This window comes from Streptomyces celluloflavus, from assembly GCA_000720995.1.
Lineage (GTDB): Bacteria > Actinomycetota > Actinomycetes > Streptomycetales > Streptomycetaceae > Streptomyces > Streptomyces celluloflavus.
Map to the genome: position 1 here is coordinate 1 of JOEL01000073.1, position 24,753 is coordinate 24,753.

The following is a 24,753-nucleotide window of genomic DNA, read 5'->3' on the forward strand; positions in this document are numbered from 1 at the left end:
TTCGGCCGGTCCTTCCACCGCATCGGGCGGTTCGAGCCGACCTCACAGGTCTGCTGCGTGTGCGGCGTCAAGGACGGGCCCAAGCCCCTCCACGTCCGCATCTGGGCGTGCGGGGCGTGCGGGTCCGTCCTCGATCGCGACATCAACGCGGCGGTCAACGTCGCCAAGGCCGCCGGACTGGCGGTGTCAGCCTGTCGAGCGCAAGTAAGACCGGTACCCGTACCGGCACAGCGCGGTGAAGCAGGAACCCACCGAGACGGTCAAACGACCATGGTAGGAATCCCCGCCCTTTAGGACGGGGAGCGGAAGTCAACTGTGCGACTTCTACTGCTCGGACCGCGACTCCAACATCACCGGTTCGGGCACCCCGGCCCTGGACGAGGAGATCCGCGCCACCACCGGGATCGCCGGCCTCGGCGAGCAGGCCGCGGCGGTCAACAAGGTCGAGCGGAAGGCGCTCCAGCAGTACGCCTTCCTCCCGCTGTTCAGCGGCCCCTCGACCTACGGCGTGCAGAAGGGCCTCGCCAACGTCGGCGCGACCATCTTCCACACCCCCCTCCCGGAGACGGTCGGCTGGGAGAAGTGACGGGCGCTCCGCGGGCGCGCTGCCACAACAGGGCTGCGCGCCCGCGGACGGCACCGGCCGGGATCAGCCGGCGGTCAGGACGCGCCAGTCGCGGGTGCCGATATCGGCGGGGGTGCCGTCGAGGACCCTGGCGGTGCGCGTCGCCGGTTCGAGGGTGACGGTCGCGAGGCTCGCCCAGCGTTGGCCGAGCGGCTGGTCCAGGTCGGGTACGCAGGTCACCGGCGGTTCGCCGGCCCCCGTCACGAGGCAGGCCGCGAGCTCGTCGGGGGTGGCCGGCGGCTGCGTGCGCGCGAGACGGGCGCGGACGAAGTCGTAGCGCTCGCCCGAATCGGGCTGGTAGAGCCACGACTTCTCGTCCGCGGCGGGTTCCGGGGTCAGGAAGTGGTTGGTGCGCAGGAGCATGCCGTGTTCGGGCCGCATGGCGAAGACGCCGACGGGGCTCAGGTCGAGGAGGACCGCCTCCGTCGCGTCGAAGAGCGCGAACGACCCGGACGAGGCGAGGGGCGCACCACGGATGATCTCGACGGCCTCGGCGACGCCGCCCGCCTCTTCGAGGACGATCTCCGCGAGCACGTGCATGGGGATGCCGCCGATGCCGTCGCGGGCGTGCCCGAGGATGTTGAAGTGCAGAGCGAGACCGGCGCTGTTGACGCCTATCTTGCCGAGGATGCCGTTCTCGGAGAGACCGACGTAGCCGTGCCGGCCGCCGCGGGTGTCGAGCGTGTGCCACAGCGCGCTCAGTTCTATGTGCCAGTCCCATGTCTGGACACCGAAGGTGCGCGGCGTCGAACCGCTGTCACCGACGAGGTGGCGCACGATCGTGGTGCATTCGCCGGGCGGCACGGTGGCGCTGCGGGCCAGGATCTCGGTGCGCGCGTTGAGGGCGGCGATCCGCCACGGCTCGGTGCCGGACCCCCGTGCGATGCCCTCGATCTCGGCGCGGGCTCCCGCGCGGAACCGTCCGATGGTGTCGAGGGCGCGCTCGGCGTCCTCGCGTACCTGGGCGGGAGTGATGCCGCCGAGCGCGAAGAGCCGGTCGTACACCTCGATCGCGGCGGGGATGCCGTCGCGCAGTTGCGCGCCGCGGGCGACGCCGCGCTCGTGCGGATCGGCGTCGGCGACCTCGATATGGCGGCGGTGTGCGGGGCGGGGGATGGAGGTGGTGGTCACGAGCGTCCTTTCGCGGTGTTCGGGTGGAGTTGCACCGCACCGCCGACGACTGTGGCGAGGACGGCGTTGCCGGGCTGTGCTTCGGGGGCGAGGCCGAGGGGGTTGGCCGCGAAGACGGTGAGGTCGGCGAGGCGGCCCGGCGCGATCCGCCCGAGCTCGTCGGACGCGCCGGCGGCGTAGGCCGCGGCGGCGGTCATCCCGGCGTACGCCTCGCGCGCGGAGACCGCCTGATCGGGCTGTACGGGCGCCACCTGCGGTTCCTCGACCGGGCGGCGCAACTGGCAGTCGGCCAGGCCGATGCGCGGGTCGCCGGGGCCGATCGGCCAGTCGGAGCCGAGTGCCACGACGGCGCCGTGGTCCAGGAGGTCGCGGGTGCGCCAGCCGTGGGCGGCGCGGTCGGGTCCGATACGGCGCGACCAGTTGTCGGTGCCGTCGGCGCGCGTGTGGCGGGTCCCGTGCACGGGCTGGAGGCTCGCCACCACGTCGAGTTCCGCGAACCGGCCCAGCAGATCGTCGGGGAGGGATTCGATGTGCTCGATGCGGTGCGGGGCGCGGGCGGTCCGGCCGGCCTCCTCGATGACGCGCAGGGCGAACCGGACGGCCCGGTCGCCGATGGCATGGGTCGCGGTCGGGATGGAGCGGTCGGTGAAGAACCGCATCGCGGCGCGGTAGGCGTCGAGGTCGCGCCAGAGCGGTTGGCGGTTCTCGCCGTGGGTGTCCGGGGTCTCGAACCACGCCGTGCCGTTGTCGGCCGTCCCGTCGAGCATGAACTTCGCGCCCTCGACGTGCCAGCGCCGCCCGCGCCGGCCCTGGAGATCGGCGATCTCCTGCCATACGTCCGGGGACGAGTCGGCCGGCACCAGCGGAGAGCAGCGGATGCGCAGCGGCAGGTCCCCGTGTTCCTCGATGTGCCGGTACACCGCTTCGGAGGGGTCGGCGAAGTCGAGGGCGTGCAGGCCGGTGAGGCCGCTGCGGGCGAGCTGTTCGAGCTGGTGGCGTACGTATGCGGCGGCGGTGTCCACGGGCACCTCGGGGTAGTGGGCGAAGACCAGGTCCATCGCCTGGAGTTCGACCACGTAACCGGTCGGGCGGCCGTCCGGTCCGACCTCGACCGATGAGGCGTCGGTGAACGTCTCGCGGCCGGTCAGACCGGCGAGTTCCACGGCGCGGGGGCTGACGACGAGCGCGTGCGCGTCGCGCGTCATCAGGGAGACCGGCCGTCCGGGGAGGTGCTCCGCGAAGACGCTCCCGGCCGGGTCGCCGTCGAAGACGTTCACATCGAGGTCGTATCCGGTGAGCCACTCGTCCGCAGGCCGTGCGTCCGCGGCCTCGGTCAGGCGGGTGCACACCTGGGCGAGAGTCGACGCGCCGGACAGATCCACCCCTCTGCCGATCTCGATCGACCCCCATACGGGGTGGGCGTGGATGTCGGTGAGGCCGGGCAGGATCGCGGCGCCCGGGAACTCGTGGACGACCGTGCCGGGACCGCGCAGCGGTGCGAGGGACGACGCGTCGCCGACGGAGATGATGCGGCCGTCGGCGATCGCGACCGCGTTCGCGGGCGGACCGGTGGTCTCCCCGGTCAGATTCTCGACGTGGTGGGCGAACAGGATGACGTCGGCGTGCACAGGTTTCCTTCTGGTCTTGCTGCGGTCGATCGGTCGGGTCTTGCCGCGGTCGGTGTGCGGATCCGGTGCAGGGGTGCGGCTCCTTCGCGCGGGACGGTACGCGGCGCGACGGTGCGCGCGCGGGATCACCCGGAGGGCGCGTGTCCGTCGCGGGGGATGCTGCGCAGGGCGCGGGCCAGCGCCCAGTAGACGGCGGCAGCGGCGGCCATACCGGACGGAATCGCCAGGTCGATGCCGCCCAGCGCGGTGGCGATCGGGCCGGTCCAGAGGCTGGTGTGCGCCCACATCGCGGAGGTGAGGCCACCGGCGACGAGCGCGAGGACGCCGGCCCGGTGGACGCCGCGGTGGTACCAGTACGGGCCGCCGCGCCGCTGTCCGAGGAGGTCGGCCCCGTGGTACCGGTTGCGCCGCAGGAGCAGGTCGGTCACGGCCACCGCCATGGCCGGTCCGGTCACCACGACCACGAGTTGGAGCATGGCGTTGACGCTGGTCAGGAAGTCGAAGACGAGGATCGCGTAGAGCGTCCCGGCGGTGCCGAGGACGCCGATGATCAGCACCGCCGGGATGCGCGCGAGGCGGACGCCGACCGACTGGATGGACAGACTGGCGCTGTAGGCCGTCATGCCGTTGTTCGTCATGGTGTTGACGACGACCGCGATGACGAAGACGGGGATGAACCAGCCCGGCAGGATGCTCTCCAGCGCGGCTTCCGGATCGCTCATGTCGAGGTGGGTGGCGGCGAGCGCGCCGACGGTGGTGAAGACGGTGCTCGGCAGGTACGCGCCGAAGGCCGTCCACCCCGCGATGGCGAACGGGCTGCTGCCGCGGGGGAGATAGCGGGCGAGGTCGGGGCTGTTGCTGTACGAGAGCGGCGTGGAGGCGATGATCGTGAACCCCGCGCCGAGCGCCGCGGCGAGGGCGGTCCCCTTGAGCGGCTCGGCCGGCGCGTAGGACCAGTCGGCTCCGGCGAGCACGTACCCCGTGACGACGACGAACACGACGGTCAGCAGAACGCTGAGTGCGGTGTAGAGGCGGACGATCGTCGTGTACCCGAAGATCGCGATCAGGAGCGTTCCCCCGGCGATGACGCAGATGACGGCCGCGTCGGTGGCCGAATTGCTGCGCAGGCCGAACCGCCCCGCCAGGCCGATGCCCGCGACCGAGGCGGCCGACCAGTTCAGGGCGAGGTAGGCCGCGGCGATGAGCCAGCCGGTCAGGACGAGTACGAACTTGTTGCCGACGACCCCGTACATCGCACGCGAGATCACCGACCCGCTCGTACCGGCCACCGGGCCGCTCGCCGCGACGGTGCCGGTACAGATCCACAGCAGGTTCCCGGCCAGGATCACGCCGATGGCCTGCGGGAGCGTGAGCCCCATGAGGATCAGCGTGGCGCCGACGACGAAGCTCAGGTAGCTGACGTTCGGCGCCGCCCAGACCGCGAACAGCTGCCGGGGCCGCCCGCTGCGCTCGTCCGCGGGGATCAGGTCGATGCCGCGGGTTTCCAGCTGTCCCGCGCGCTCGGCGCCGTGCTCGCCGACGGGCCTCGTACAGCAGGTGGGTGGTGTCGTCGTCATCGGGGCCTCTCGGAGGGCGCCGACCGTGCAGCGCTATTGGGCATTCGGCCAACTGTGTGTTGGTCGATTACCCAATACGGTGTCCCCCATGACGTCAAGACCTCAGGCGACACGAATCCGGAAGCCGCCCGCCGAGCGCCGCGCGGAAATCGTGCGGACCGCGGCGGCCATCGCGCTGGCGGAGGGGCTGGAGCGCATCACGCTCCGGCGCATCGCCGACGAACTCGGCGTCCGCCCCGGACTCATCGGCCACTACTTCCCGGCCGCGGACGACCTCGTCAGCGAGGCGTTCACCCACGCGGCGACGGACGAGCGCGAGTCACTTCTGCCACCCGGCGAACACGAACTCCCCCCGGTCGAACGGCTCGCGCGCTTCCTCGTACGCCTCACCGACGGTGCGTACCGAGACCTCAGCCGCCTGTGGCTCAACGCGCGGCACCTCAGCAGGTTCAAGCCCGGACTGAGATCGGCGGTGAACACCCAGGAGTCGGCGACCCGCACCGCCCTCGCGGACCTCGTCGAGGAAGGCCACCGGGCCGGCGACTTCACGACCGACGACGCCCTCGGAGTCGCCCTGCACCTCCTGATCACCATCGACGGTCTCGGCGCCTACGCCAACGACGACACCCAGCTGGACCACCCGGCACTCGACGATATGGCGATCGCCACGGCGGAACGCCTGCTCGGCCTCGCCGAGGGCACCCTCCGCCGCCGCGCCGTGCCGCCGGACCCGGGGGAACGGCCCGATCCGCGGGGACGCGGGACGCGGGGGAAGCCGACAGGCTCCTGAGTCCGGTGGCCGGATAACCCGTTCGCCACCGGCCGGTGGCCGACGGACCCGGAGGCCCCCACGATGGCGAGGAGAGCTGCGCCCGCACCAGGGGCCGGGCACCCGCCGGCTTCGAGCCGGCCGATGCGGGCGGTCCGCTCCGGATCATCCGTCACTCTCCCCGGAGGCCGCGGTGGGACATGCAGTCGGTGAGGTGCTGGGCCTGGCCGCCGGTGTCGCGGTCAGCCCACTCCCGATCGTGGCGATCATCCTCATCCTGGCCACCCCGCGGGGTGGCCTCAACGGACCGCTGTTCGCCCTCGGTTGGGTTCTCGGGCTCGCGGCGCTCGGCGCGATCATGCTGGCCGTCGGAGGCACCGGCGGAGCCGCCGGCCACAAGCATCCGGCCACCTGGGTCGGCGCCCTCAAACTCGCCCTGGGCGTGCTTCTTGTCTTCTTCGGCGCCCGTCAATGGCGGCGCCGCCCCAAGGACGCCACTCAGGCGCAGCTCCCGAAGTGGATGGCGGCGATCGACCGCTTCACCCCGGCCAAGATCCTCGGCCTGGGGCTGCTGCTTTCGGCGGCCAATGTCAAGAACGCGCCCCTGACCATCGCCGCGGGCGCCTCGATCAGCTCCGCCGGGCTCCCGGTACCCCAGCAGATCGGAACGCTCGCGATCTTCGTGGTCATCGCCTCCCTCGGTGTGCTCGCACCGCTCGCCGTCTACCTGGTCATGGGCGAACGGGCCAGAACCGTCCTCGGCAACTGGCGGGACTGGGCCGCGCTGCACAACGTCGCGGTGATGGCCGTCCTGTTCTTCGTGCTCGGCCTCAAACTCCTCGGCGACGGCGTCGGCATCCTCGCCTGAGAAGCCGCGCGAGAAGCCGCGCGTACCGGGCCGGACCCGGCACGCCGGCTCGTCGCCTCATCCCGCACTCCGCTCGACGTGCAGATGGACCGGACCGCGAAGAATGGGGCTGCGCCGGTACGGCGGCGGATCGTCGACCAGCCTGATCCCGTCGAGGCGGCGGACCAGCTCGGTCAGCGCGATCTGGGTTTCCCGCCGGGCCAGCGGGCCGCCGAAGCACAGGTGGATGCCGCTGCCGAACCCGAGGTGCTGGTTGTCACGCCGATCGGGGTCGAAGCGGTCCGGATCGTGGAAGCGGTCCGGATCGCGACTGCCCGCGGCCAGCATGAGCATGATCTGCGAACCCTTGCGTATCTCGGTGTCGGCGACGGTGATGTCGCTGTACGCCGCCCGCCAGGGAATGATGTGCACGGGCGGCTCGTAACGCAGCAACTCCTCGACCAGCGGTACGACGAGGTCCGGTTCACCGCGCAGGCGTTGCAGCACCTGCGGGTGGCGCAGCAGCGTCAGCATGCCGTTGGTGATGAGGTTGACGGTGGTCTCGTGGCCGGCGATCAGCAGCAGGTTGGCGGTGGAGACGATTTCCTCGTCGGTCATCCGTCCGTCGGGCCCGTCGTCGTTGGCCAGCCGCGACAACAGGTCCTCGCCCGGCCGGCCGTGGCGTTGCGCCAGCAGCCCGCCGAGGTACTCGCGCAGGTCCATGCGGGCCTGCACACCCTTGTCCAGCTTCTCCTTCGGATCGGTCTTGGGGTCGTAGTCGATCGAGTTGATGAGGTCGTTCACCCACAGGTGGAACCTCGGTTCGTCCTCGCGCGGCACGCCGAGCAGGTGGCAGATCACGGTGACGGGGAACGGGTAGGCGAAGTCGTCGACGAGGTCGATCCGCTCCTTGTCCGTGAGGTCGTCGATCAGGCCGCCGACGGTGGTGGCCAGGACGGGTTCCATGCCGGTCAGCAGCGCCGGGGTGTGCGGGGGGCCGAAATGGCGCATCGCCATACGCCGCAGGCGGTCGTGCTCGGGCGGGTCGAGGTTGATGAACGCCGGTGCGGTCTGCCCCTCGGCGCCGGCCATCGGCTGCGAGAGATTGCGGGTGTCCGAGCTGAGGTGCGGGTTGTGCAGGATGTCCGTGAGCTCGCGGTAGGTGCTGATGACGTAGCTGCCGTCGTCCTGCCGGGCCACCGGTGTCTTGCGCAGCTCGGCGTACAGCGGGTACGGGTCGGCCCGGGAGGAGTAGTCGAGGATCCGGCGCAGCAGGCCGGGCGTCTCGGTCGTGGTCATCTCGCTTTCCCTCCTAACGGTGCTGGCGCACGGCCGTGACGCGTCGCTCGCTCGGGTCGTGACCGGTGACGACCACGGTGGCGCCCTGGGCCAGCAGGACGGGCCCGGGGAAGTCGACGGGCACCGGTTTCATATCGGCGGGCTGGTCGGGCGCGGGACAGGGCGGCGGGAAGGGGGCGGCCGTCTCGATGAGCCGCCGGTAGTGATCCAGCCACTTCGCGTTGTTGAAGCTCACCGCCGCGGTGACGCGGCCCCGGTAGCCGTATGCGGCGACGAAGCGGTGGTCGGGCACCGATCCCTGGGTGACGACCACCTCGTCGGCGAAGGTCGGCACGCCGACGGACTTGATGTTGACGCCGAACTGGATCGACCAGAACAGCGGAATGGTCAGGTGGGGCCAGCGGTCCGCCTGGGCACTGACCATGTTGTGCGCCGCGACCCCGGCCTGCTCCACGGCGTTGGCCCAGTGCTCCAGCGAGATGAGCCGGTACTCGTAGATCGGGTTCGGGCAGCGGGCGACGTCTCCGGCGACGAAGATGTCGTCGGTGACCAGGCCGTTGAGGTCGAGGGCGCGACAGCCCGTATCGCAGGCGATTCCCCAGACCCCCGCCGCCAGTCCGGAGCTCCGCAGCCAATCGGTGTTGCGGATGCCGCCGAGTGCCACCACCGCCACATCGGCGTCGATCGTGGTGCCGTCCTCGAAGTGCGCACGGCGCAGCCGCCCCTGCGCGTCGCCCTCCAGCTGGGTCACCTTGACGCCGCAGCGCAGGTCCACACCGTGAGCGCGCTGCAGGTCCGCCGCGACCTCACCGATCATGGCGCCGAGCGCCCCGACCAGCGGGGCCGGCGCGAGTTCGGCGACGGTCACCGGGATGTCCCGCTCGCGACAGATGGAGGCGATCTCGGAGCCGGTGAATCCCGCACCGATGACCAGTACGCGGGAGGGCCCGGCGGCGAGGGCTCGTTGCAGGCCTTCTGCGTGTTCGCGGGTACGCACCACGAACACCCCGTCCAGAGCCGCTTCGCTCTCGACGAACCACGGCCGGGCCCGCACCCCGGTGGAGATCAGCACCCGGTCGAAGGGAACCTCGCGTCCGTCGGCGAGATGCACGTGGTTGGCCGCCAGGTCCAGCCCGTCGGCCGGTACCCCCAGCAGCCACTCCGCATCGATCTCGCGGCGTCGCGGCAGCTTGGTGTTCCCGGCCGGTACCCACCCGGTCAGTACCTGCTTGGACAGGGGAGGCCGGTCGTAGGGCTCGCCCAGCTCGTCGCCGATCATGGTCAGCGAACCGGTGAAACCCTCCTCGCGCAGCGTCTCCGCGGCGCGCAGCCCCGCCAGCGACGCCCCGACGACCACGATGCGGCCGTCGCGCCGGAACGCTTGCAGATTCTCGGCGCTGGTCATGACGGCGACGCCTCCGTCGGTGCGTCCCGTCCCTCCAACCGGTCGACCAGGATCGCCTGGACCGGGCAGGCCGCCGCGGCGCGCAGTATCCGGTCGCGCTGGGCGTCGTCGGGGTTGGAGTCGTACATCAGCGCTTCCTCGCCGTGCATCCGGAACGCGTCCGGAGCCAGGAAGGCGCACTGCGCATACCCCTCACAACGGGAAAGATCAACGACAACTCTCATCTCGACCACCACCAGGGACTGCGAGCTGCGGGCCCGGAAGCCGGCGCCACTGCGGCGCACGAGGCGCGAGACGGCAGAGAGTGGGACGGTGCGAGTGAAGGGACGTGGCCGTTGCCCAGCCTCCGCGGACGCGAGGAGGGGCACCGCCCTCGTCGGGTCACCGCAGAAAGATTCGGTTATCGCGTACAGGGCGACCGGCGGGTGAAACCGCTCCAGAGATCCTGACCTTCTTCCTGCTGTGACAAGCGTATCCCCCGCATACACCGCCCGCACCCGGGGAAACGGCCGGCCGGCGCCGGAGCCATCTGCCCTGGCCGTCCGGCCGCGTTCGGCCGATCGGCGCATTCCGCCCGCGCCCGGCGTGTGGCCCCGGCCCCTGGATGGTTTCGTGTCGGCAGAGGCCGGACCGGGCCCGCATGAGGTCGTGAGGGCAGTCACTGGAGAAGGAGAACCGCCGTGAGCGTGATTCAGGGAGCCCCTCGGGGCGTTATCCCCGGACATCTGCTGAAAGGCCAGAAGGCACTCGTCACGGGCGCGAACTCGGGTATCGGCAAGGCGACGGCCATCGGCCTGGGGCGGGCCGGAGCCGACGTGGTCGTGAACTACGTCGCCGGGCGCGGGGAGGCCGAGCAGGTGGTCGAGGAGATCTCCGGGTTCGGGGTGCGCGCGATGGCGTACGAGGCCGATGTGTCCCAGGAGGACCAGGTCGTCGCGATGATCGAACGGATGGTGCAAGAGTTCGGGACCATCGACATCCTCGTGGCCAACGCGGGGCTGCAGCGCGACGCTCCGTTCACCGAGATGACGACGGCACAGTGGCAGAAGGTGCTGGACGTCAACCTCACCGGCCAGTTCCTGTGCGCGCGGGAGGCGACGAAGGAGTTTTTGCGAAGAGGCGTCGTCCCTGAGGTGTCGCACGCGGCCGGGAAGATCATCTGCATGAGCTCGGTGCACCAGCTCATCCCGTGGGCCGGTCACGTCAACTACGCGGCCTCCAAGGGCGGCGTGCAGATGATGATGGAGACCCTCGCCCAGGAACTCGCCCCCCACCGGATCAGGGTCAACGCCATCGCTCCGGGAGCCATCAGGACGCCCATCAACCGCAGCGCCTGGGACACTCCCGATGCTGAGAAGGACCTGCTGCAGCTGATTCCCTACCGGCGCGTCGGTGACCCGGAGGACATCGCCCACGCGGTCGTCGGGCTCGCCTCGGACCTCATGGACTACGTGGTGGGCACCACCCTCTACGTGGACGGCGGTATGACCCTCTTTCCCGGCTTCGCCACCGGCGGCTGAACCGCCACGCGGCCCCGGGCGGCAGCCGGGACCGCGGTTCTCAGACACGCTGCTGGTCGAGGGCGTCGTCCAGGGTGGTGGCGGCCATGATCAGCGACAGATGCGTGAAAGCCTGCGGGAAGTTCCCCAACTGCTCGCTACTGGGCCCGATTTCCTCGGCGAACAGGCCGACGTGGTTGGCATAGGTCTGCATCTTTTCGAAGGCATAGCGTGCCGGACGAATCCGTCCCGCACGGGCGAGAGCGTCCACGTAGAGGAAGGTGCAGAGGCTGAAGGTGCCTTCGGAGCCCTGCAGACCGTCCGGGGAGGCCGCGGGGTCGTAGCGGTAGACGAGGCTGTCCGATACCAGCGTGCGCTCCATCGCGTCCAAGGTCGACAGCCAGCTCATCGTCCTGGGCGCCAGGAACCCGACGCGCGGAATGAGCAGCAGCGAGGCGTCGAGGACATCGCTTCCGTAGTGCTGGACGAGGGCCTGCTCCTTCTCGTTCCAGCCCCGCTCCATCACCTGTTCGAGGATCGTGTCGCGAGCGGCGGTCCAACGAGGAGCGTCGGCCGGGCGGCTGTACTCCCTCGCCAGGCGCAGCCCCCGGTCGAAGGCCACCCACGCCATCACCCGGCTGAAGGTGAAGTCCTGGCGCCCGCCGCGGGTCTCCCAGACGCCCTCGTCGGGGCGGTCCCAGGAATCGGCCAGCCAGTCCAGCGTCCGCGCGAGGTTCTTCCAGCCGTGGTAGCTGCCTCCTGCCGCGATCTCCTGCCCCTCCGACAGGGCGTAGAGCGCCTCCCCGTAGATGTCCAGCTGCAGTTGGTCGGCCGCCGCGTTCCCCGCCCGCACCGGATACGAACCCCGATAGCCCTCGAAGTGCGAGAGGACCTCTTCCGACAGCTCGGGCTCCCCGTCGACGCGGTACATGATCTGCAGCGGCTCGCCGTCGACGCCCTCCCGGGCCTGGAGGCGGTCGCTCAGCCAGCGCGTGAACTGCGTCGCCTCCTCGGCGAACCCCAGGTCGAGCAGGGCGCGCACGGACAGGGAGCCGTCGCGGACCCAGGTGTAGCGGTAGTCCCAGTTGCGTTCACCCCCGATCTGCTCGGGCAGGCCCATGGTGGCGGCGGCGACGGGAGCACCGGTGGGCGCGTAGGTGAGCAGCTTGAGCGTGATGGCCGAGCGGTGCACCACACCCGGCCACCGGCCGCGGTACCGGGAGGAGCGCACCCAGCGCTGCCAGAACTGCACCACGTCCCAGAACCCCTCCATCGCCCGCTCCGGGGTGACCGGCGGCGGGGGACCGGCATCGGGTCCGGCGACGGTGAACACCGCGGCGGCCACCTCACCCGCCCGCAAGGTCACCGTCCCCCGCACGTCCGTGCCGTCCTGCTGCAGGGGGAAGGTGCTCTGCAGATGGGCGGTGACGTCCGGTGCCCGGAACGTGGCATTGCCGTCCTGCACGTCGAGACGGTGGGTGGCCCGGCCGTAGTCGAAGCGCGGACGGCACTCCAGAGTGAAGCGCACCGTTCCGCGCACCGCTCGCACACCGCGTATCAGCACATGCCGGTCGGTGGGGGTGCCGGTGCGATCCGGTGGCATGCAGTCGAAGACCTCGCCGACCCCGTCCGGCGACATGAACCGCGTGACCAGGACCGCGGTGTCGGGGTAGTAGAGCTGCTTGCAGGTGGTGTTCCGGCTTTCCGGTGCGAACAGGAAGTAGCCGCCGCGGTCGTGATCGAGCAGGGCGGCGAAGATGCTGGGCGAGTCGAACCGGGGAGCCGCGAACCAGTCGACGACCCCCTGGAACGACACCAGGGCAGCGGTCTGCAGGTCGCCGACGAGGCCGTGGTCGGCGATGGGCGGATAACGGTCCATGATGACCTCGCTTCCCTGTCGCCCCTGATTCCACTGTCCGCCCGGTGCGACGAGGCCGCAACGAGATGTGGCCGCGAGCCCGATCGGGGGACGCGTCCGCCCCGTAGACCGACGACCGCACCATCCCCCCGCATGGCTAGCCTGGCGGCATGGAAGCAATCCTGGTGAGCGCGTGTCTGCGCGGGGTGCCATGCCGGTACGACGGGCGTCACAAGGTGTCGTCGGAGTTCGAGGAGGCGGTGGCCGGTCGCGAAGTCATCGCCTTCTGTCCGGAGGTCGCGGGCGGGCTCGCGACACCGCGCAGGCCCGCGGAGCTGGTGGGCGGCGACGGACACGACGTGCTCGACGGGACGGCGCGGGTCGTCGAGGACACCGGGCGTGACGTGACAGCGGAGTTCGTGGACGGAGCACAGCGCGCACTCGCGGCGGCGCGGCACGGAGGCTGCACGGAGGCGCTGTTGATGCCGCGCAGTCCGTCGTGCGGACGGGGTGTGGTGTACGACGGATCGTTCGCCGGAGAGCTGGTGCCGGGAGACGGGGTGACGGCGGCGCTGTTCGAGCGGAACGGGATCGCCGTGCGGCCCGCACCCGGCGTGTGACGTCGCGCGCCTACGCGACCCCTTGCCAAGGAGGGGGTCGCGCGTAGGCGCTGAGGCGAGGAAGCGCCGCACAGGGCTGCGTACGCGCTTGACCTGCGGCTTTGTGTGATCCGTAGGCGGTGCGAGCGGCGCGTACGCGGTTTCGGCAGGGGAGACCGTAGGCGGGGGCGCGTACGGGACGGGCGGGTCGGGAGACGGCGCTGATGTGGGGGCGGCGGTGGTCTTGAGGGCCGTGCCCCCGGTCCAGGCCCTCGATCTGCCGGCCGGCGCGCGGCAGGTGCCCGGTTCTCCTCCCTCCCCCCGGTGGCCGGGTTTCAGTCTTCGTGCAGCAGGCGTTGCGGGCCTGCCCCGTCCAAGGCGAGGGCGTCGGCGGGGTTCAGTGCCTTGCAGGTGCTGAGGGACAGGCAGCCGCACCCGATGCAGCCCTCAAGTTCCTTGCGCAGTCTCTCGATCTGGTCGCGGCGCTCGCTGAGCAGGGCGGACCACCGTGCCGAGATACGAGCCCAGTCGCGTTTGCCCGGCATCCGGTCGCTGGGGAGGGGCTTGAACACTTCCGCGACTTCGTTCAGCGGGATTCCCAGACGCTTGGCGAAGACGACGATCGACAGCCGCCGCAGCGTGTGCCGGGGATACCGGCGCTGGTTGCCGGACGTTCTGACCGCGGAGATGAGACCTTCGCTCTCGTAGAACCGCACGGCGGAGGTCGCGATGCCCACGCGTCTGGCGACCTCCCCGACCGTGAGCAGCTCGGTCGCCGCTTTTCCCTCCGGCATGGCGCCTCCCGTCGCGTTGACTTCAAGTTGACTTGAAGTTCTAGCGTAGCTGCACATGACCTCCGCAGATCCGGAACCCGCTGTTCTCGCACCCCCCGTCCAGGCGCGGCTGTTCAGCCGTGCGCACCGCACGGCGGTCACCGTCCTCGCCGGGGGTGTCGCGCTGTACGCGATGAACCTCTATTTCACCGCTGCCCTCCTGCCCTCCGTGGTCGACGACATCGGTGGCGGTGACCTGTACGCGTGGGTGGCGACCGGCTTCCTGCTCGCCGCCGTGCTGGCCTCCGTGCTGGTGAGCCGGACACTGGCCCGGATCGGCTCGCGCGGCGCGTATCTGCTCGGCTTCCTGGGCTTCGCCCTCGGCGCCGTCATCACCGCACTCGCCCCGGCGATCGGCGTGCTGATCGCCGGGCGCGTCGTCCAGGGACTCGGCGGGGGGCTGCTGGCCGGTCTCGGCTACGCGGTGCTGCGTTCCGCCCTGCCCCGGGAGCTGTGGGTGAAGGGGGCCGGCCTGATCTCGGGAATGTGGGGTGTGGGCGCGCTCATCGGTCCCAGCGTGGGGGGTGTGTTCGCGGAGATCGGCGCGTGGCGCCCGGCCTATGTCCTGCTCGCCGTGTGTGCGCTGCTCCTCGCGGTGGCCAGCGTGCGGGTGCTGCCTCCCGGCGGGGGCACAAGGACGCGGGCGGAGCGTATGCCGGTCGCCTCGCTCGGCACCCTGGGGCTGAGCGTGGCGAGCTTCAGCCTGATCTCGGCGTTCCCCGGCACCGCGGCCACCGCTTCGCTGCTGAGCGCGGGCGTGGTGTTCCTCTTCGCGTTCCTGGTCGTGGAGGCCCGAAGCCGGGCGACGGTGTTCCCCCGGGCGACGTTCGAACACCGCAACCCACTGAAATGGATCTACCTGCTGGTCGCGACCCTGTGCGCGGGCGTCATGGTCGAGACGTATGTCCCCTTGTTCGGACAGGGGCTGGGCCACCTGCCCCCGCTCGTAGCGGGCTTCCTCGGCGCCACGCTGTCTCTCGGGTGGGTGCTGGTCCAGCTCTTCAGCGTGCGGTTCAGACCTGCCGCGGCACGGGGGTCATTTCTCGTCGCCCCGCTCCTCCTCACCGCGAGCATGCTCGCCTTCGCGTTCATCCAGGCCGCGGACGCGCAGCCGGGCAGGCTGATCGCCTGGACCCTCCTCCTGGTCATCGGCGGTGTGGCGATCGGCGCGGCCTTCCCCCATCTGAGTGCCGCCGCACTCGCCGCGACGAGCAACGAGGCGGAAGGCGCCAAGGCCGCCGCCGCCCTCAACATCACCCAGCTCATCGCCTACGCGATCGCGTCCTCGCTGGCCGGAGTGTTCGTGCACACCGGCGGACCCGAACTTGTCGACTCCGCCCGGTCGCTGGGCATCGGGCTCGCCGCACTCTGCGCCATCGGTGTCCCCGCCGGCTGGTTCCTCTTCCGCGCACCCCGCCATTCCACGACGGACGCATAGGGAACGCGTGACGCTCTCGTACCGCGCACGGCCGACGCCTCGGGTGGCGACCGGAGACTGAACAGACGGCCCTGGCCGACGGGTTTGAGGATGCTGCCGACCGCGCCGAGTTTCCACCAGCCGCTCCCCGCACGGCAGTTGGTATGGCTGAGGTCACATGAACCGGGTCTCGGTACGGGAGATGACATTGGACCGAAAGTTCGACCAGATGCCCAGCGGGGTGTTGGCGCCTGCCCTCGGGGTCCTGGTGGTGCGCGGTCCCAGGATTGGGCTGCACCGCCCTGGCCGCAGCCGCCACACCTGCGCCGGTGTTCCCCCGCCGCAGGTCCTACGCGTCGGATGCGGCCGGGTCGAGGGAGTCGACCTCCTCCATGAAGCTCAGCATCCGGGCGTTGACCACGTCGGGATGGTCGATCTGGGGTCCGTGGCCCGTCGCGGCGATGATCTCGGCGCGGGCCCCGGGGATCAGGCGCGGCACCCGCTCCAACTGCCGTTGCGGGTGCACCAGAAGGCTGCGCTTGCCCATGATGACGTAGAGCGGGGTCCGGATGGAGTGCAGCGCGTCCTCGGTCAGCGGCAGCGGTGCGGGGCGGCGGATCCGGAAGGCTCGGGCGCCCGCCTGGACCCACTTCCGCAACTCGGGAACGGCGATGACCGGCTGCTCCAGCCAGGAGGCGAGGCGGGGGCGCAGCGCCTTGGGGGCGAAGCTGGCGAAGAGGCTCACGAAGACCCAGGCGAAGAAGCGCAGGCCCACCTTCTCCAGGCCGCCGGGGTCGAGGGCGGTGACGGAGGCGAGCCGTCCGGGCCGGCGGTGCGCCTGGTTGAGCACCAGCCAGCCGCCGTATGAGGAGCCGACGAGGTGGACCCGGTCCAGGCCGAGCGCGTCGAGGGTCTCGTCCATCCACTGGGCGGCACGCTCGGGCTGCCACATGGGCTCGCGGTGGACGCTGCGCCCGGCGTCGCCGGGGGTGTCGAGCGCGTAGACGGGTCGTTCGCCGCTGAGCGCGGGGGTGTTGGGGTACCACATCGCCGAGCAGTAGCCCGCGCCGTGGATCAGGACGACCGGCGTGCGGGATTCGGCGGCGGGGTCCGTGGGGCCGTACCGGTAGACGTGCGTGGTGCCGAAGCTCGTCTCGACGTCCGTCTCGGAACGCACGGGTGCGCCCATCGCGTAGAGGGCGTCGCCGGCGGCGAAGTAGCGGTCGCGCAGGGTGTCGTTGACGTAGAGGCCGACGTCGCGGCGCACACGGGTCGTGTTCTCGGGCACAGGGTACCTCCGGGAGATCCGTTCTTCGTGATACGACCGTACCATGATGGTGGTACGGCAGTACCATAAAGGTGTCCGGGGAGAGCGGACGGCGAACCCCACCACCGACGGGCGGAGACACCGGCACATGCCGAAGCGTGTGGATCACGAGGAGCGGCGCACCCAGATCGCCGATGCGTTCATCCGGGTCGCGGGGCGGCGGGGACTGCACGCCGTCGGCATGCGCGATGTGGCCGCGGAGGCCGGAGTGTCACTCCGGCTCGTGCAGTACTACTTCGAGACCAAGGAGAAGCTGCTCTTCTACGGGGTCCAGCACCTGACCGATCGCTTCACCGCACGGGTGGGCACCCGCCTGGCTGCCGCCGGTACGGACCCGGGCCCCCGCGCGACCATCGAGGCGATCCTCCTGGCGTCCCTCCCCACCGACGAGGAGGGCCGCACCTTCCACCTCCTCTACAGCTCCTACTCGATCCTGTCCGTGACCGATGAGGCGCTGGCCGCTCAGCCCTTCCTCGACAACCCCGACGCCGCGGAGAACGCCCTGACAGGCTTGCTCGAACAGGCCCAGGCGTCGGGCCTGGCCGATCCCGGCGCCGACGCGCGCACGGAGGCGATCAGCCTGCTCGCGATGACGGCGACCATGGGCACCGGCATCCTCGTGGGCCAGCGGAGCCCGGAGTCGGCCATCGGGGTACTCCATCACCACCTGGACCGGATCTTCGTGACCGCCGAGACGGCGGTGGCTGAGGAGGGTCCGATCTGACGCGCCGTTGCGGCACTTACGGCACGCGGATAGCGCGCGGCTCTGAAGGATTCAGGCAACTCGGCAGGCCACAGGTCGCTGACCGGGGCCTTCGTTCAGGAGCGGATGGCAGGAATCGAACCCGCGGTACAGGCTTGGGAATCGCCCGGCACTTGGGTCCCTTGGGTCCGTTCATAACCCCTGACCTGGGGAAACGTCGGCTTGGCGCCGCCAGCGGCTGGGCCGCCATCGCTGGACCGCGGAGCGGACGGTGCCGTGGCCGGCCGGCCGGCTGGTTGCCGCCGCCTCCACCGCCGCTACGAGCGCAAGGCGGAACACGTCCTGGCCTTCGCCGGGAGCCGCGCGGCGCTCCTTTGCTTCCGGCGCTACGCGCGGCAGGCGTGCGGCAGCGGGCTGCCGCTACGGAACGTTCCAGGCGGCGATGAAGGGCTGCTCGTCCTCGGTGGCCAGGAAGCCGAGCGTGCCCGGATGCGGGTGGCCGAGCAGTCGGCCGGCGGACGCGTCGAGGCCGAGCCAGCGCACGGTGAGCACACGCGCCAGATGACCGTGGGCGACGATGGCGACGTCGCCATCGGCCAACAGCGGCCGGACCCGGTCCAGCACCGCGTCCGTGCGCGCGGCCACCTGTCGGAGCTCCTCGCAGGGATGGGCTGCGTCGCCGGGAATCACGCCGTCCCGCCACAGGTCCCAACCTGGCCTTCTCCCCTGGATCTGCGCCGCGGTCAGGCCCTCATACCCTCCGTAGTCCCACTCCATCAGATCGGGATCGGGCCGGACGCCGGTCAGGCCGGCCAACTCGGCAGTCCGCATGGCACGGCTCAGCGGGCTGCTGAACACGGCGACCGGACGGCGTCGGGCAAGCCTCGGAGCAAGCGACGTGGCCGCGGCCTCGCCCGCTTCGGTCAGCGGGATGTCGGTGCGGCCGGCGTGCCGGCCCGACAGGCTCCATTCGGTCTGGCCATGCCTGATCAATATCAGTTCACCCATGGCTGCGCCCGTATCCGATCACGCGGAACCCCCGAACACTTCCTTGCCGCCACCGGCTGCACCCTCATCTACTACAGCCGACTCACCGGATGAGACGACTGCCGAACCGGTGAGCAGCTTGAGGGCGCCACCGCGGTGTCCGAGGAGCATGGAGGCGCCTTGCGCGATGACGAGTGCGGCGATCAGGAGGACGACACCGAGCAGCGGAACGCTGTCGACCGGAAGGGTGTAGGCCATGAGTACGCGGGCACCGGCGTCGAGCAGAAAGGCTGCGCCCCAGGCGAGGCTCGCGGTACGTATCCATCGGTGGAACACAGCACTGTGTTGCCACAAGTGGGCAACGCGCTCTGCGAGTTCCGGCGCACTGAGCTTGATGACGATGTCCAGAAGGAAGGGGCGGGACGTAGCCAGAGAGCCGATGACCCACACACCGAACAGGCCGGTGATCCAGCTCTCGCGCGCCAGGAGCGTGCGCGGGTCACCCGTAACGAGCGCGACCGCCAACGACAATGTCATTGCCGCGATCACGAAAGTCCCCATCGGGTCCCACCGGCGCTGACGCACCCAGGTCACGGCGACAGTGGCGGCCGGGGCCAGTGAGGCGAGCACGAGAGCCAACCACTGATTCACTTGCGCGCCCCGCAAGCCGTAGAAGGCCACGAGTGGGATCACCACGTCTCCGGCCAGCGCGCCGGCCATCTTCGGCCAGGACGTCCCTGCGTGCGAGGGCTTCGACTCGGAGCGAGCTCTTATGGTCTCGGCGGGGTGCTCGGTCACGTGTCCTCCTTGGCCTCGGTCCGGCGGGTGGCCAGGTCGAAGAGCGCCGCCAGTTCATCGGCGTACGCACCGGGGTCCAGGTCGGGTTCGTGGGCGAAGTACGCCGGTGCGGCATCGATGGCCGCTCGGATGGACACGGCCATCGGCCTGGTGGCGAAGTCGCGGAAGTCTCCGCTGCGTTGCCCCTCGCGCAGCATCTGCTCAATGGCTTCGATGTTCGGTTGGTTCGTCGCAGCCCCGAAGACCAGAGCTCCGTCCGCGTCGCGCAAGTTCTGGATGACTTCCATCGCGGCGCCGATCCAACGGGGGTGAGCGGAGGCGAACAGGACGCAGCTGCGGATGTACCGGATGAGCATCTGACGCGGCCCGTCCGCGGTGGCCATGTCCTTGACGATCTCCTGGGCCGCGAGGGCGTAGAGATCGCTGACGACGGCTCGCAGCAGTTCGTCCTTGTTCTTGAAGTGGTAGAAGAGCGCGCTCTTGGCGATTGAGGCACCGCGGGCCACCTCCGCAGCAGAGGTGCCTGAGAAGCCGAGCCTGTCGAGCGTTTCGATCGCACTGTCAATGAACTGACGGCGCCGTGCTTCCTCGATGAAGGTTCGCCCTGTTGTAGTTTCAGACCGCATGGTCAGATATTAGACCATGCGGTCTGAGACCTCGCCTCAAGTGTCACGCTCCAGCCGCCTCGACGGTCAGCTGCCCCGACGGGACGGCCGGCCGTTCTGCGTTCGCGGTCATGCCGGTGCCGTCATCCCTCCTCGGCATTGACGACCCGGTTGATCACCAAGCGCCTCCGGAACCCACCGGCGAACGCTGCTTCTAAGGGAAGCGGACGAAGCCGGCCGCATCGACTCGGCGGCCGCCCCCGCGGCCCCCATGCCGTACCCCTCCGATCCTGAGCCCTCGGTGCCCTTGAGGTGGGTGCCGGTGTCCTGGTCGAGTTCAGTGGGGCCTGTGTCTGTCCGAGCCTGTGGGACGCCCGGGAAAGGCTGATGGATTGAGGTTCCTGCTGGGCGAGCGGGGGCCGACGGGCCTCGTCGGCTCCCGCTCGGGGGAACCGCCCAGCCGAAAGGAAACGCGTCTCGACCTCACCGGCCCCGACCGTGATCGAACGCACGGCAGGTCCCGAGGTGCGTCCGCCCCCGGGATCTCGGAGGGCGGACGCCCGGCCCGCTCCGGAGCAGCCTGCGGGCTATTCGAATATTTGTTTCAGTCTTCACCCGTGAGGGTGTTGATCCGGGTGATCGCGTGGTGGCACTCCGGCTCGGTGGTCAAATCAGCGCTACGAGTGGGGTGTTGGCCAGAAATGGCGCAGGCGCCGTGCCGGATGAGGCGGGGTGCGAAGTCTTGGGCTTTGCCCTGTCCGCGTCATGGTGCACGGCCGAACCGCAGCGCGTAGGGCCCGGGGCGGCAGCCGTCCAGGGTGGGACGAATGTGAGGTAGGGCTGTGCACCTGACTCAACACGAGCAGGAACGCTTGATGATGCACCTGGCGGCAGAGGTCGCCGAAAAGCGACGGGCCCGAGGGGTGCGGCTCAACTACCCCGAAGCCATGGCGATGTTGATCGTGCATGTCCTTGAGGGAGCCAGGGACGGGAAGACCGTCGCGGACCTCATGTCCTCCGGGCGGAAGGTGCTCTCCCGGGAAGAGGTCATGGAGGGCGTCCCCGAGATGATCGAGAACGTGCAGATGGAGGCCACGTTCCCCGACGGCACGAAGCTGGTCACCATTCATGACCCCTTCCCCGAGGCGGGCAAGGACGAGGAACCGGTCGTCTGGCCGGGGAAGACGGACTTCTCCCCGCTGGACGGGGACGAGGTCGTGGTCTTCAACGAGCGCAACAGGGACAACGACGAGATCACGAAGGTCAAGGTCGAGAACCGGTCCGACCGCCCCGTCCAGGTCGGTTCGCATTACCACTTCGCCGAGGCCAACACCGAGCTGGTGTTCTGCCGCCGCGAATCGTGGGGCAAGCGTCTGAACCTCCCGGCCGGCAGCTCGGTGCGGTTCGAGCCGGGCTTCGACGAGGAGGTCGAACTCGTGCCCATCGAAGGCGCGAAGGTGGTCCACGGCCTGAGCCTGAACGCCCCGGGACTGCCCAGGAAGATCAACGGATCCCTCACGCATTACGAAGGGTCCATCGAGGACGAGGGGTGCCCGATCCATGGCTGAGTGCCCGGACCGCTGTTCCTGCTGCCAGGAGCAGCCCAATCCCCATGCCCCGCTGGCCCGTGCCGACTACGCGGACCGGTTCGGCCCCACGGTCCGTGACCGTATCCGCCTCGCCGACACGGCGCTGAAGATCAAGATCGAGGCCGACTGGTCGGGCGGCCCCGGAATCAGCGGTAACGAGCTGGTCTTCGGTGGCGGCAAGGTGATCCGCGAATCGATGGGGCAATCCGTCGTCCCGCGTGATTCGCGTGCGCCCGAAGAGGACGCCGAGGCGTCGGCTCGTAGCGTGCTCCCGCCCCCGGACACCGTCATCACCGGCGTCGTCGTGCTGGACCACTGGGGCGTCGTCAAGGCCGATATCGCCCTCCGGGACGGCAAGATCATGGCGCTCGGCAAGGGGTACAACCCCGAGATCATGAGCCCCGTGCACGAGGGAGCCGGACCCCACAACGGCATCGGCCCGACGCCCACCGACTTCGTCGTCGGCGCGGAGACCGAGGTCATCTCGGGCAAGGGCCGGATCCTGACGGCGGGCGGGATCGACACCCACGTCCACTTCATCTGCCCCGACCAGATCGGCGAGGCCCTGGCCTCCGGTGTCACCACTCTCATCGGCGGCGGCACGGGACCGGCGGAGGGCTCCACCGCCACCACGGTCACGCCCGGCTCCTGGCATCTGGACCGCACGTTCGAGGCACTGGATTCCTTCCCGGTCAACGTCGGACTGCTCGGCAAGGGCGCCACCATGTCGAGGGACGCATTGCTCAACCAGGTGGACGCCGGTGCCATCGGGTTCAAGATCCACGAGGACTGGGGGGCCACCCCCGCCGCCCTCGACCACTGCCTTCAGGTCTGCGAGGAGACGGGCGTACAACTGGCGCTGCACGCCGACTCGCTGAACGAGGCCGGTTTCCTCCAGAACACCATCGCCGCCATCGGCGACCGTCCCCTCCACGTCTTCCACGTCGAGGGTGCGGGCGGCGGCCACGCCCCCGACATGATCAAGATGGTCAGCCTGCCGAAGGTCCTCCCGGCCTCCACCAACCCCACCCGGCCGCTGACCGTCAACACGGTCAAGGAGCACTTCGACATGGTGATGGTCGCCCATCACCTCAACCCGCAGGTCGACGAGGACCTGGCCTTCGCGGACTCCCGTATCCGGCCCTCCACGATGGCCGCCGAGGACATCCTGCACGACCTCGGCGCCATCTCGATCATGTCGTCGGACGCCCAGGCCATGGGCCGCATCGGCGAGATGATCATGCGTACCTGGCAGACCGCGCACGTCATGAAGGTGCGCCGGGGCTTCCTGGCGGAGGACCTGCCGCGGAAGAGTCCGCAGAGCGGGACTGCGAGCTCCGGCGAACCGGAGGACACCACGCCGACGCCCGAGGAGCCGTTCGCCGACAACCGGCGCGCCCGCCGGTACGTCGCGAAGTACACGATCAACCCCGCCCTCGCCCACGGTATCGACGGCGTGGTGGGGTCGGTGGAGACCGATCGGCTCGCCGATCTCGTGCTGTGGGAGCCGAAGTTCTTCGGGGTCAAACCGCATCTGGTCCTCAAGGGCGGGCAGATCGCGTACGCCCAGGTGGGCGACCCCAACGCCTCGATCCCCACCCCGCAGCCGGTACTTCCGCGCCCCATGTGGGGGTCCACCGGCCTGGCCCCGGGCGCCATCTCCTACAACTTCGTCACGCAGCGGGCCATCGACGCGAGCGCCGCCCGGAGGGCCGACGGCCCGGCCTCGTCACCCGGCGACGGCGACCGGCCCCAACGCCGCGAACTGAACAAGCCGTTCAAGGCCATCACGGACACGCGCGGTGTCTTCAAGGAACACATGAAGGAGAACAACGCCACCCCCAAGGTCGAGATCGACCCCGACACCTATGAGGTCATCATCGGCGGCGCGAAGGTGACGGACGTGACGGCCTTCGTCGAGGACCGGATCGTCGACCGCGCCTTCGTCAGCGAACTGCCCATGGCTCAGCGGTACTTCCTCTTCTGATGCGCCGACCAGGGTGCCACCCGGCCGTCGCGGAAGCTGAGCAGCAGAGGGAGGAAGGTGACCCGCGCACGATGAACCGTGCCGCACTGTTCGTGCTGGCCGACGGCCGGTTCCCCGCCGGAGGCCATGCGCACTCCGGCGGGGCCGAACCAGCCGTGACCGCGGGCCGTATCAAGGATGCGGACTCGCTGGAGCACTTCTGCCGGGGACGGCTGCACACCGCCGGGCTGGTCACGGCGGCCCTGTCCGCCGCGGCGGCCGGCGGCCACGATCCGCTGGCCCTCGACGACGCGGCCGACGCCCGCACCCCCGTCGCGGCGTTGCGGACCACCGCCCGCCGGCTGGGCCGCCAGATGATGCGGGCGGCGCGGGCGGCCTGGCCGTCGGCGGAGCTGGATGCGCTGGCGGCCGCGCGGCCGCGCGGTGCCCACCAGCCGGTGGTGCTGGGTGTTGCCGCCCGCGCCGCCGGGCTGACGCCGCTGGATGCCGCGTACGCCGCGGCGTACGAATCCGTCAGCGGTCCGGCGACCGCGGTGGTCCGGCTGCTGAGCCTGGATCCCTTCGAGGCCACCGCCGTCCTCGCCCGCCTCGCGCCCGAGCTGGACCGGGTGGCCGCCGCTGCCGTCGCCGCCGCCCGGCGCGTTCCCGAGGAGGGGGCCGACGTTCTGCCGGCCGCGTCGGCGCCGCTGCTCGACATCACCGCCGAGCAGCACGCCGCCTGGCCGGTCCGCCTCTTCGCCTCCTGATCCACCGCCGCCGGGAGCCCACTCGCTCCCGGCGGCCCACCGCGCCTTACGCGCACACGACTTACGGAGTGTGTATGCACCTCGACCACGAACTCGACGAGATCTTCCCGCACCGCCACAGCTACAGCGCCGCGACGCCGACCCGCCCCGACGGCTCCCGCCGCGCCCTCCGGATCGGCCTGGGCGGCCCGGTCGGCACCGGCAAGACCGCCACCGTCGCGGCCCTGTGCCGCGCCCTGCGCGACCAGCTGTCCCTCGCCGTCGTCACCAACGACATCTACACCCGCGAGGACGCCGAGTTCCTGCTCCGCGAGGCCGTACTGCCCGCCGAGCGGATCAAGGCGGTGGAGACCGGCGCCTGCCCGCACACCGCGATCCGTGACGACATCTCCGCCAACCTCGAAGCTGTCGAGGACCTGGAGGACGAGGTCGGCCCGCTCGACCTGATCCTCGTCGAGTCCGGCGGCGACAACCTCACCGCCACCTTCTCCAAGGGCCTGGTCGACGCGCAGATCTTCGTGATC

23 protein-coding genes and 1 pseudogene are annotated in these 24,753 nt (G+C 70.4%); 12 read left to right on the top strand and 12 right to left on the bottom strand.

What is annotated here, in order from left to right; all coding sequences use genetic code 11:
* The coding region (locus IH09_RS38455) for a zinc ribbon domain-containing protein (RefSeq protein ID WP_190233497.1) at positions 1-294 on the top strand (294 nt) is incomplete at its 5' end.
* Between the two features lie 355 nt (positions 295-649).
* Here the strand turns inward: IH09_RS38455 and IH09_RS34180 are convergent.
* The 3 genes from IH09_RS34180 to IH09_RS34190 form a co-directional block, all read right to left on the bottom strand.
* A complete protein-coding gene (locus IH09_RS34180; protein WP_052861526.1) occupies positions 650-1,756 on the bottom strand; it encodes a C45 family autoproteolytic acyltransferase/hydolase in 1,107 nt (368 codons plus the stop codon).
* Positions 1,753-3,384 (bottom strand): amidohydrolase, encoded by a 1,632-nt coding sequence (locus IH09_RS34185; RefSeq protein WP_318279646.1) that lies wholly within the window; start codon positions 3,382-3,384, stop codon positions 1,753-1,755. Before IH09_RS34185 ends, IH09_RS34180 begins: the two co-directional genes overlap by 4 nt.
* A 125-nt stretch (positions 3,385-3,509) precedes the next feature.
* The gene (locus IH09_RS34190) at positions 3,510-4,961 is read right to left on the bottom strand and encodes a purine-cytosine permease family protein (protein WP_052861528.1); all 1,452 of its coding nucleotides are present in this window, start codon (positions 4,959-4,961) and stop codon (positions 3,510-3,512) included.
* An 88-nt stretch (positions 4,962-5,049) separates the two neighbouring features.
* Here IH09_RS34190 and IH09_RS34195 point away from each other — a divergent pair, with 88 nt between their 5' ends.
* Both IH09_RS34195 and IH09_RS34200 read left to right on the top strand, forming a co-directional pair.
* The gene (locus IH09_RS34195) at positions 5,050-5,751 is read left to right on the top strand and encodes a TetR/AcrR family transcriptional regulator (protein WP_110952777.1); all 702 of its coding nucleotides are present in this window, start codon (positions 5,050-5,052) and stop codon (positions 5,749-5,751) included.
* Positions 5,752-5,923: 172 nt separating this feature from the next.
* Positions 5,924-6,598, top strand: coding sequence for a GAP family protein (locus IH09_RS34200; protein WP_052861530.1), 675 nt, complete (start codon positions 5,924-5,926; stop codon positions 6,596-6,598).
* Positions 6,599-6,655: 57 nt separating this feature from the next.
* Here IH09_RS34200 and IH09_RS34205 read toward each other — a convergent pair whose 3' ends face one another.
* Genes IH09_RS34205 through IH09_RS34215 form a run of 3 tightly spaced genes read right to left on the bottom strand, consistent with a single transcriptional unit; the run spans position 6,656 to position 9,505 of the window.
* Complete coding sequence (locus tag IH09_RS34205; protein ID WP_052861533.1) at positions 6,656-7,876, bottom strand: cytochrome P450; 1,221 nt, start codon at positions 7,874-7,876, stop codon at positions 6,656-6,658.
* Between the two features lie 13 nt (positions 7,877-7,889).
* A complete protein-coding gene (locus tag IH09_RS34210; protein WP_052861536.1) occupies positions 7,890-9,281 on the bottom strand; it encodes an NAD(P)/FAD-dependent oxidoreductase in 1,392 nt (463 codons plus the stop codon).
* A complete protein-coding gene (locus IH09_RS34215) occupies positions 9,278-9,505 on the bottom strand; it encodes a ferredoxin (RefSeq protein ID WP_052861564.1) in 228 nt (75 codons plus the stop codon). The genes IH09_RS34210 and IH09_RS34215 overlap by 4 nt, the downstream gene beginning before the upstream one ends.
* 456 nt (positions 9,506-9,961) lie before the next feature.
* Between IH09_RS34215 and IH09_RS34220 the strand changes: the two genes are divergently transcribed.
* A complete protein-coding gene (locus tag IH09_RS34220; protein ID WP_244934102.1) occupies positions 9,962-10,801 on the top strand; it encodes an SDR family oxidoreductase in 840 nt (279 codons plus the stop codon).
* Positions 10,802-10,841: 40 nt separating this feature from the next.
* Here IH09_RS34220 and IH09_RS34225 read toward each other — a convergent pair whose 3' ends face one another.
* Positions 10,842-12,659, bottom strand: coding sequence for a glycoside hydrolase family 15 protein (locus tag IH09_RS34225; protein ID WP_052861538.1), 1,818 nt, complete (start codon positions 12,657-12,659; stop codon positions 10,842-10,844).
* Positions 12,660-12,808: 149 nt separating this feature from the next.
* Between IH09_RS34225 and IH09_RS34230 the strand changes: the two genes are divergently transcribed.
* Complete coding sequence (locus IH09_RS34230; RefSeq protein WP_052861540.1) at positions 12,809-13,258, top strand: DUF523 domain-containing protein; 450 nt, start codon at positions 12,809-12,811, stop codon at positions 13,256-13,258.
* Between the two features lie 314 nt (positions 13,259-13,572).
* Here the strand turns inward: IH09_RS34230 and soxR are convergent, their stop codons facing one another.
* On the bottom strand, positions 13,573-14,031 hold the full coding sequence (gene soxR, locus IH09_RS34235) for a redox-sensitive transcriptional activator SoxR (RefSeq protein ID WP_052861542.1): 459 nt from the start codon (positions 14,029-14,031) through the stop codon (positions 13,573-13,575).
* 55 nt (positions 14,032-14,086) lie between these two features.
* On the opposite strand from soxR, the gene IH09_RS34240 reads away from it, so the two are divergent.
* A complete protein-coding gene (locus IH09_RS34240) occupies positions 14,087-15,508 on the top strand; it encodes an MFS transporter (RefSeq protein WP_052861543.1) in 1,422 nt (473 codons plus the stop codon).
* A gap of 328 nt (positions 15,509-15,836) precedes the next feature.
* On the opposite strand, the gene IH09_RS34245 is transcribed toward IH09_RS34240, so the two are convergent.
* Positions 15,837-16,775, bottom strand: a complete 939-nt coding sequence (locus IH09_RS34245; protein WP_052861545.1) for an alpha/beta fold hydrolase — start codon at positions 16,773-16,775, stop codon at positions 15,837-15,839.
* Positions 16,776-16,902: 127 nt separating this feature from the next.
* Between IH09_RS34245 and IH09_RS34250 the strand changes: the two genes are divergently transcribed.
* Both IH09_RS34250 and IH09_RS40425 read left to right on the top strand, forming a co-directional pair.
* Positions 16,903-17,538 carry a TetR/AcrR family transcriptional regulator gene (locus IH09_RS34250; protein ID WP_052861547.1) on the top strand — a complete coding sequence of 212 codons (636 nt, stop codon included), beginning with the start codon at positions 16,903-16,905 and terminating at the stop codon, positions 17,536-17,538.
* 211 nt (positions 17,539-17,749) lie between these two features.
* A pseudogene (locus IH09_RS40425) lies at positions 17,750-17,904 on the top strand (IS5/IS1182 family transposase); the annotation flags it as partial.
* Positions 17,905-17,937: 33 nt separating this feature from the next.
* On the opposite strand, the gene IH09_RS34255 reads toward IH09_RS40425, so the two are convergent.
* The 3 genes from IH09_RS34255 to IH09_RS34265 are packed head-to-tail and all read right to left on the bottom strand — an operon-like array spanning position 17,938 to position 19,928.
* A complete protein-coding gene (locus IH09_RS34255) occupies positions 17,938-18,525 on the bottom strand; it encodes a histidine phosphatase family protein (RefSeq protein WP_052861549.1) in 588 nt (195 codons plus the stop codon).
* A gap of 18 nt (positions 18,526-18,543) precedes the next feature.
* Complete coding sequence (locus tag IH09_RS34260; RefSeq protein ID WP_052861551.1) at positions 18,544-19,302, bottom strand: VC0807 family protein; 759 nt, start codon at positions 19,300-19,302, stop codon at positions 18,544-18,546.
* On the bottom strand, positions 19,299-19,928 hold the full coding sequence (locus tag IH09_RS34265) for a TetR/AcrR family transcriptional regulator (RefSeq protein WP_110952778.1): 630 nt from the start codon (positions 19,926-19,928) through the stop codon (positions 19,299-19,301). Before IH09_RS34265 ends, IH09_RS34260 begins: the two co-directional genes overlap by 4 nt.
* 821 nt (positions 19,929-20,749) lie before the next feature.
* Between IH09_RS34265 and IH09_RS34270 the strand changes: the two genes are divergently transcribed.
* From IH09_RS34270 to IH09_RS34285, 4 genes are all read left to right on the top strand, one after another.
* Entirely contained in the window at positions 20,750-21,475 is a 726-nt protein-coding gene (locus tag IH09_RS34270) for an urease subunit gamma (RefSeq protein ID WP_094793445.1), read from the top strand.
* Complete coding sequence (locus tag IH09_RS34275) at positions 21,468-23,483, top strand: urease subunit alpha (protein ID WP_052861558.1); 2,016 nt, start codon at positions 21,468-21,470, stop codon at positions 23,481-23,483. Before IH09_RS34270 ends, IH09_RS34275 begins: the two co-directional genes overlap by 8 nt.
* 71 nt (positions 23,484-23,554) lie before the next feature.
* A complete protein-coding gene (locus IH09_RS34280; protein WP_052861560.1) occupies positions 23,555-24,229 on the top strand; it encodes an urease accessory protein UreF in 675 nt (224 codons plus the stop codon).
* Positions 24,230-24,303: 74 nt separating this feature from the next.
* Positions 24,304-24,753, top strand: a 450-nt coding sequence (locus IH09_RS34285) for a GTP-binding protein (RefSeq protein WP_275126199.1), incomplete at its 3' end; no start/stop codon positions are given.

Bases quoted from the DNA above. Each gene is read 5' to 3' on its own strand.
- IH09_RS34215 (WP_052861564.1), bottom strand. From the start codon at position 9,505: ATGAGAGTTGTCGTTGATCTTTCCCGTTGTGAGGGGTATGCGCAGTGC.
- IH09_RS34280 (WP_052861560.1), top strand. From the start codon at position 23,555: ATGAACCGTGCCGCACTGTTCGTGCTGGCCGACGGCCGGTTCCCCGCC.
- IH09_RS34240 (WP_052861543.1), top strand. From the start codon at position 14,087: ATGACCTCCGCAGATCCGGAACCCGCTGTTCTCGCACCCCCCGTCCAG.
- IH09_RS34275 (WP_052861558.1), top strand. From the start codon at position 21,468: ATGGCTGAGTGCCCGGACCGCTGTTCCTGCTGCCAGGAGCAGCCCAAT.
- IH09_RS34250 (WP_052861547.1), top strand. From the start codon at position 16,903: ATGCCGAAGCGTGTGGATCACGAGGAGCGGCGCACCCAGATCGCCGAT.
- IH09_RS34265 (WP_110952778.1), bottom strand. From the start codon at position 19,928: ATGCGGTCTGAAACTACAACAGGGCGAACCTTCATCGAGGAAGCACGG.
- IH09_RS34210 (WP_052861536.1), bottom strand. From the start codon at position 9,281: ATGACCAGCGCCGAGAATCTGCAAGCGTTCCGGCGCGACGGCCGCATC.
- IH09_RS34190 (WP_052861528.1), bottom strand. From the start codon at position 4,961: ATGACGACGACACCACCCACCTGCTGTACGAGGCCCGTCGGCGAGCAC.
- IH09_RS34255 (WP_052861549.1), bottom strand. From the start codon at position 18,525: ATGGGTGAACTGATATTGATCAGGCATGGCCAGACCGAATGGAGCCTG.
- IH09_RS34225 (WP_052861538.1), bottom strand. From the start codon at position 12,659: ATGGACCGTTATCCGCCCATCGCCGACCACGGCCTCGTCGGCGACCTG.
- IH09_RS34230 (WP_052861540.1), top strand. From the start codon at position 12,809: ATGGAAGCAATCCTGGTGAGCGCGTGTCTGCGCGGGGTGCCATGCCGG.
- soxR (WP_052861542.1), bottom strand. From the start codon at position 14,031: ATGCCGGAGGGAAAAGCGGCGACCGAGCTGCTCACGGTCGGGGAGGTC.
- IH09_RS34205 (WP_052861533.1), bottom strand. From the start codon at position 7,876: ATGACCACGACCGAGACGCCCGGCCTGCTGCGCCGGATCCTCGACTAC.
- IH09_RS34195 (WP_110952777.1), top strand. From the start codon at position 5,050: ATGACGTCAAGACCTCAGGCGACACGAATCCGGAAGCCGCCCGCCGAG.